Below are 6,231 nucleotides of genomic sequence, written 5' to 3' on the forward strand. Positions count from 1 at the left end.
GGCCGCCCGCGCGCATGGGCGCTGAAGGGGGCACCCCCGGCTCCGGGGTGCTCCACCTGGTAGGCCGCGATGCCGCCGACCTCGCCGTTTCCGGCCGCCGGAGGCTCGGCATTCGCGGTCGGAAGGCTCGTCGGCGCCTGAGGCATGTGTTCGGCTCCGGAAGAAAGGGGAAGTCGTTGCGTCGCTGCTGCGGCAGGCCGTAGCGCGTCGTGGGCACTTGTCGGCCGGGGCGCGCATGGGCCGAGCCGGTTGCGACTCATGCGGCGGCGGCCGTGCGCTCCTCGTCGCGGAGGGTCAGGATCTCATGCCCATCCGTCGTTACCAGTATGGTGTGCTCCCATTGCGCCGAGAGGCTGCGGTCCTTTGTGACGACTGTCCAGCCGTCCTGCAGCAGCTTCACTTGGCGTTTGCCGGCGTTGACCATGGGCTCGATGGTGAAGCACATGCCAGGCTGCAGCGTTAGCCCCTCCGTTGGCTTACCGTAGTGCAAGACCTGCGGGTCTTCATGGAACTCCCGGCCGATGCCGTGCCCGCAGTACTCGCGTACGACAGAGTAGCTGTGGCTTTCGACGAACGTTTGGATGGCGTGGCCGATGTCGCCGAGCGTCGCCCCTGGTCGCACCGCGGCGATACCGGTGTACATCGCCTGCTGGGTCACGCCCACCAGCCGCTTTGCCAGCACCGATGGCTCGCCGACGAAGAACATCTTGCTGGTGTCGCCGTGGAAACCGTCCTTGATGACGGTGACATCAATGTTGACGATGTCGCCCTTTTTCAGGCGCTTGGTGCCAGGTATGCCATGGCAGACCTGGTTATTCACCGAGGTACAGATGGAGCGTGGGAAGCCTCGGTAGTTCAGGGGGGCAGGCACGGCGCCCTGCACGTGGACGATGTACTCGTGACAGATGCGGTCGAGGTCTCCGGTGGTAACGCCGGGCACAACGTGCTCGCCGATCATCTCCAGCACCTCTGCCGCGAGGCGCCCAGCGATGCGCATCTTGGCGATGTCGGCATCAGATTTGATGCTTACCGCCATGTTCTTAGCTGAGGCATCCACAGTGTTAACCGCCGCGCAGACCGATCCAGTAGGCGTGACATGGGCTTTGATGCCGTCGCGCGCAAGATTGCTTTGGAAAAGACCCCCATGGTATAAAACGCGAGGATGTGGGGCAAACGGCGTGCCGCGATCTGCTATCCGGGCAGTCATGGAGCATGACCGTCAGGCAACCAAACTGTAGTTGCTTGGCAGATCAAGCGCTTGTGCGGCAGCGGTCAGACTGGGCGGTGTCCCCACCCACACCTCAGCGTTGATGTCGTCGCGGGCGCAGCTTGGCGCTGCTAGCCTGCTGTCCAGCCAAGCATTGCCGCACCGGGGTAGAGCTGCGGCTTACCGACGGAATCTTGTTTCCGACGCCCCGCGCTCTGAGCATCCGAGCGGCTGTTGCGCGCTGCGGCTCGGCTTGAGCACACCGCCGCACGACAACCGAGCTTACGCCATTCAACCGGCGCCGCCGCACCACTCTCGTCACTTCGGGTGGTGAGCCAGCGGCCAGAACGCCACACACGCGTCGACACGTGTTGCTGGGTGCCCGTTTGACGGGTTGCAGCATGGGGCGCGTGGAGGTCTAACCCAAACCAGAGGCAATACCATGAGCGACGTCTCAATGCGGCAGATGCTGCAGGCCGGGGTCCATTTCGGCCACCAAACGCGATACTGGAATCCGAAGATGGCCGCGTACATCTTCGGCCAGCGCAACAAAATTCACATCGTCAACTTAGAGAAAACACTGCCGTTGTATCAGGAGGCGATGAGCTATCTCGGCAAGCTCGCTGCCAACGGCGGGCGTGTGCTCTTCGTTGGTACCAAGCGTGCCGCGCAGGAGGCCATCCGCGAGCATGCGAGCCGCTGCGGCATGCCCTACGTCAACCACCGCTGGCTCGGCGGCATGCTGACCAACTTCAAGACGGTGCGTCAGTCCATCCAGCGCCTCAAGGACCTCGAGGCCATGTTCGATGATGGCAGCATCGAGCGTTTCGGCAAGAAGGAGACGCTGACGTTGAGCCGCGAGCGCGACAAGCTCGAGCGCAGCCTCGGCGGCATCAAGAACATGGATGGCCTGCCCGACGCCATGTTCGTCATCGATGTCGGCCACGAGAAGATCGCCATCTCCGAGGCCAATAAGCTGGGTATCCCGGTCGTGGGCGTCGTGGACACCAACAACGACCCGAGCCGGATCGACTATGTCATCCCCGGCAACGATGACGCCATCCGCGCCGTCCGCCTCTATATCGAGGGCGCCGCCGACGCGGTCTTGGACGGCCGGCAGACCGCTGCTGCCATGGCTGGGCGCCGCGACAGCGCGCCGGAGCCGGCTGCGCCGGAGCCGACGGCGGCGGCCGAGCCCGCAGGCGAGGCGGCGACGGCCTCCTGACCACCGCCGTGCGCCCGGCCCGGGTGCGCGGGCTGTTCTTCTTTCCGTTTCCAGAGTTTGGAGTAGGCAATGGCAATCTCTGCCAGTTTGGTCAAGGAGCTTCGTGAGCGCACCGGCGCCGGCATGATGGAGTGCAAGCGCGCGCTGCAGGAAACCGACGGGGACATCGAGGCGGCCATCGAGGCCATGCGCAAATCCGGTCAGGCCAAGGCCGCAAAGAAGGCCGGGCGCATTGCCGCCGACGGCGTCGTCGAGCTGCGTGTAGCCGAGGACGGCCGCCGCGGCATCATGGTCGAGATCAACAGTGAGACAGACTTCGTGGCCAAGGACGAGAACTTCGTCCGCTTTGCCGAGGCCGTTGGTGAGACCGCGCTGGCGAGTGATGCGGCAGACGTAGACACCTTGGCGGAAACACCGCTGGCCGGTGCCGCCGACGCCACTGTGAACAGTGCCCGCGAGGCGCTTGTCGCCAAGGTGGGTGAGAACGTCCAGCTGCGCCGTATCGTGCGCTTCGATGCGCCGCAGGGCACCCTCCACAGCTATCGGCACGGGGTGCGCATTGGTGTGATCGTCGACCTCGTCGGCGGCGATGCCGCACTGGGTCGTGATATCGCCATGCACATCGCGGCCACCAATCCGATGTGTGTCAGCGCCGACGACGTGCCCGCCGAGGCAATCGAGCGCGAGCGTGAGATCTTCCGGGCGCAGGCACTGGAGAGCGGTAAGCCGCCAGAGATCGTGGACAAGATCATCGGTGGGCGGATGCGCAAGTTCACCGAGGAGGTCACCCTGTTGGGTCAGGCCTTCGTCAAGGACCCGGACACGAGCGTTGAGAAGCTGTTGCAGCAGGCCAACGCGCGAGTTGCGTCGTTCGCGCGCGTCGAGGTGGGCGAGGGCATCGAGAAAAAGGCTGAGAACTTCGCGGAAGAGGTGCAGGCGCAGGCCAAAAAGGCCGACTGATGGGCCTCCTCCGGTGACGGTGGCCGCGCCCCTCGACCCGGCCGCGCGTTCGGTGCCGGGCCACCCGGGCACCTGCACTGGTGTCGCGGCTAGGCCCGCCGGTCTGCAGAGGTGGGGAAGAGGCACTCCATAGCCTTGACCGAAAAGACGTGCCTAAGCACGCTCCGAGGCCTGTGCTCGGGTATCATGCGCAGCCAGTCGGGCGCCTGTGCCCGCTTAGGCCGTGCAGTCGTGTCAGCCGACCGCCGGGCCCGCAGTCTCAGGCCCGGCTCAGCCAATAGCCAGCCGCAGCTACATGAGCGAAGCACCTTCCCGACCGCGCCGGATACTCGTGAAGCTGAGCGGTGAAGCGCTGCTCGGCGCCGCCGCCTGTGGCATCGACCCAGAGGTTCTCGCGCGGCTCGCCAGCGACCTAGCCGACTGCGCGCGCGCCGGCACTGAGGTCGCTGTGGTGCTCGGCGGCGGCAACATCTTCCGTGGGGCGGGCCTTGCCGCCCGTGGCATGGATCGCGTCACCGGAGACCACATGGGCATGCTGGCCACGGTCATGAACGCGCTGGCCATGCAGGATGCGCTTGAGCGCATTGGCGTGCCGACGCGCGTCATGTCCGCCCTCAAGATCAACGAGGTATGCGAGGATTACATCCGCCGGCGAGCGATCCGCCACCTCGAGAAGGGGCGGGTGGTCCTGTTCGCGGCTGGCACCGGCAACCCATTCTTCACGACCGACTCCGCTGCGAGCCTGCGCGCCGTCGAGATCAATGCGGACCTTATGATCAAGGCGACTATGGTGGACGGCATCTACTCCGCCGACCCTAAAAAGCATCCAGATGCACAGTTTTACCCGCGGATCACCTATGATCAGGCCCTACGCGAGCGCCTCGGCGTGATGGATCTCACCGCCTTAGTATTGTGCCGCGACAATGGCATTCCGTTGCGGGTGATGAGTATTTTTGAGCCCGGGGCGCTGCAGCGCGTCGCCGCCGGGGAGGATATTGGCTCCTTGGTCGAGCCTGGACGCGAACCATGATCGATGACATCAAGAAAGACGCCGCCGAGCGTATGGGGAAGAGCGCGGAGGCGTTGAGCCACGAGCTCGCTAAGATCCGGACCGGCCGGGCGCACCCGTCGCTGCTGGACCACGTCCGTGTCTCCTACTACGGTAGCGAGGTGCCCATCAGCCAGGCCGCGAGCGTTGCCGTGGAGGACGCCCGGACGCTCACCGTCACCCCTTGGGACCGTAACATGGTGTCAGTGGTGGAGAAGGCGATCATCCAGTCGGACCTGGGCGTGAACCCCAATACCGCCGGCACCGTCATCCGTGTGCCCATGCCGCCGCTCACCGAGGAGCGGCGTCGCGACCTGCAGAAGATTGCTCGCGCCGAGGCCGAGCAGGCGCGGGTGGCCGTTCGCAATATCCGCCGCGATGCGAACCAACAGCTGAAGGAGCTCGTCAAGGAAAAGCTGATCTCCGAAGACGACGAGCACCGTGGCGAGGAAATCGTGCAGAAGCTAACCGACCAGTTCATCAAGGAGGTGGACCGCATCCTGGAGGAGAAAGAAGCGGACCTGATGTCCATCTGAAACCCAGCGTGCGAGACGCACTGCAAGTGACCAGCGAGATCACGGCCATCGGCCAAGGCGACAGGCCCAAGCGTGTGCCGGAGCATGTCGCCATCATCATGGACGGCAACGGACGCTGGGCCAACCAGAGGGGCCTGCCGCGTACCGCCGGTCATCGCGCTGGTGCGAAGAGTGTGCGGGCCGTTGTCGAAGAGAGCGTGCGTCACGGTATCGGCGTGCTCACGCTGTTCGCCTTCAGCAGCGAGAATTGGCGCCGTCCACAGAGCGAGGTCACGGTGCTGATGGAGCTGTTCATGAGCACCCTGCAGGTCGAGGTCCAACGCCTGGTCGAGCACGATGTAAGGCTGCGCGTGATCGGGGATCTGTCGGCCTTCTCCCGAAGGCTGCAGGCCCAGTTCCGCGACGCCGAGGCTGCCACAGGGCAAAATCGCGGGCTAACGCTGCAGGTGGCCGCCAACTACGGCGGGCGCTGGGATGTCACCCAAGCCGTGCGCGCCATCGCCCGCGATGTGGCCGCTGGTCAGCTGGCGCCGGAGGCCATCGACGAAGCCACCGTCGCCGCCCGGCTGTCGTTTCCGGATGTGCCTGATCCGGACCTCTTCATCCGCACCGGCGGTGAAAAGCGCATCAGCAATTTCCTCCTTTGGCAGTCAGCCTACGCAGAGCTCTACTTTTCCGACCTGATGTGGCCGGAGTTCGATGCCGACGCCTTCTGCGCCGCGCTGAACGACTTCGCCCGTCGGCAGCGGCGCTTCGGCCTTACCAGCGAGCAGATCGCGGCCAGTGCGAATGCCGTGGGTGGCTGAGGCGGCTGTGTCGGACGATGTGCTGCGTATGCGGCTCCGCACCTCCGCGTGGCTGGTGCCGGGCTTCGTCGTCGCGGTACTGTTGCCCACGCCGTGGTTCGCCCTGATCATGGGCGCAATCGTCGCGCTTGCGGGCTGGGAGTGGGCGCGCCTCGCGGGCGTCGTAGGATCGGCCTCCCGCGTCGCGGCCACCGCCCTGCTCGCGGCCGTCTTGCTCGTGCTCTGGATCACGGCCGCCGGTATCACGCTGTTGCTGCCGGCCGTGCTTTGGTGGCTCGGGCTCGCCTTGGCGCTGTCGCGGCCGCCGCCGCGGCCGGCCCGGGCCGGCGTCGACAGGGTCCTGCTACTGTCCCTCATACACATCTGACGCTGCCGACGAAGAGGATAGGGTACACTCCGGGGGGCGGCGGGCTCTTAAAAAAGAAAAGCACCACGACCCACAACATAAA

The 6,231-nt window shown here is 65.4% G+C and carries 7 protein-coding genes; 6 read left to right on the forward strand and 1 reads right to left on the reverse strand.

Translation table 11 applies throughout. The features are described from left to right. Nucleotides 1-256: 256 nt before the first annotated feature. The gene (gene map, locus I6U14_RS17660) at nucleotides 257-1,036 is read right to left on the reverse strand and encodes a type I methionyl aminopeptidase (RefSeq protein WP_296901109.1); all 780 of its coding nucleotides are present in this window, start codon (nucleotides 1,034-1,036) and stop codon (nucleotides 257-259) included. A gap of 613 nt (nucleotides 1,037-1,649) precedes the next feature. Between map and rpsB the strand changes: the two genes are divergently transcribed. The 6 genes from rpsB (at nucleotide 1,650) to I6U14_RS17690 (ending at nucleotide 6,149) form a co-directional block, all read left to right on the forward strand. Then, nucleotides 1,650-2,432, forward strand: coding sequence for a 30S ribosomal protein S2 (gene rpsB / locus I6U14_RS17665; protein WP_296901111.1), 783 nt, complete (start codon nucleotides 1,650-1,652; stop codon nucleotides 2,430-2,432). 69 nt (nucleotides 2,433-2,501) lie between these two features. Beyond that, nucleotides 2,502-3,392 (forward strand): translation elongation factor Ts, encoded by an 891-nt coding sequence (gene tsf, locus I6U14_RS17670; RefSeq protein WP_296901113.1) that lies wholly within the window; start codon nucleotides 2,502-2,504, stop codon nucleotides 3,390-3,392. A 295-nt stretch (nucleotides 3,393-3,687) separates the two neighbouring features. After that, nucleotides 3,688-4,422 (forward strand): UMP kinase, encoded by a 735-nt coding sequence (gene pyrH, locus I6U14_RS17675; protein WP_296901115.1) that lies wholly within the window; start codon nucleotides 3,688-3,690, stop codon nucleotides 4,420-4,422. Then, on the forward strand, nucleotides 4,419-4,976 hold the full coding sequence (gene frr / locus I6U14_RS17680; RefSeq protein WP_296901117.1) for a ribosome recycling factor: 558 nt from the start codon (nucleotides 4,419-4,421) through the stop codon (nucleotides 4,974-4,976). Before pyrH ends, frr begins: the two co-directional genes overlap by 4 nt. 47 nt (nucleotides 4,977-5,023) lie before the next feature. After that, on the forward strand, nucleotides 5,024-5,782 hold the full coding sequence (uppS, locus tag I6U14_RS17685) for a polyprenyl diphosphate synthase (RefSeq protein WP_296901121.1): 759 nt from the start codon (nucleotides 5,024-5,026) through the stop codon (nucleotides 5,780-5,782). Nucleotides 5,783-5,810: 28 nt separating this feature from the next. Next, entirely contained in the window at nucleotides 5,811-6,149 is a 339-nt protein-coding gene (locus I6U14_RS17690; RefSeq protein WP_296901119.1) for a phosphatidate cytidylyltransferase, read from the forward strand. The last annotated feature ends 82 nt before the right edge of the window (nucleotides 6,150-6,231 follow it).

Origin of the sequence: Thiohalocapsa sp. (genome assembly GCF_019695415.1) — a bacterium.
Taxonomy (GTDB): Bacteria; Pseudomonadota; Gammaproteobacteria; order Chromatiales; family Chromatiaceae; genus Thiohalocapsa.

Coding starts and splice junctions, on each gene's coding strand:
- map (WP_296901109.1), bottom strand. CDS start 1,036: ATGGCGGTAAGCATCAAATCTGATGCCGACATCGCCAAGATGCGCATC.
- rpsB (WP_296901111.1), top strand. CDS start 1,650: ATGAGCGACGTCTCAATGCGGCAGATGCTGCAGGCCGGGGTCCATTTC.
- tsf (WP_296901113.1), top strand. CDS start 2,502: ATGGCAATCTCTGCCAGTTTGGTCAAGGAGCTTCGTGAGCGCACCGGC.
- pyrH (WP_296901115.1), top strand. CDS start 3,688: ATGAGCGAAGCACCTTCCCGACCGCGCCGGATACTCGTGAAGCTGAGC.
- frr (WP_296901117.1), top strand. CDS start 4,419: ATGATCGATGACATCAAGAAAGACGCCGCCGAGCGTATGGGGAAGAGC.
- I6U14_RS17690 (WP_296901119.1), top strand. CDS start 5,811: ATGCGGCTCCGCACCTCCGCGTGGCTGGTGCCGGGCTTCGTCGTCGCG.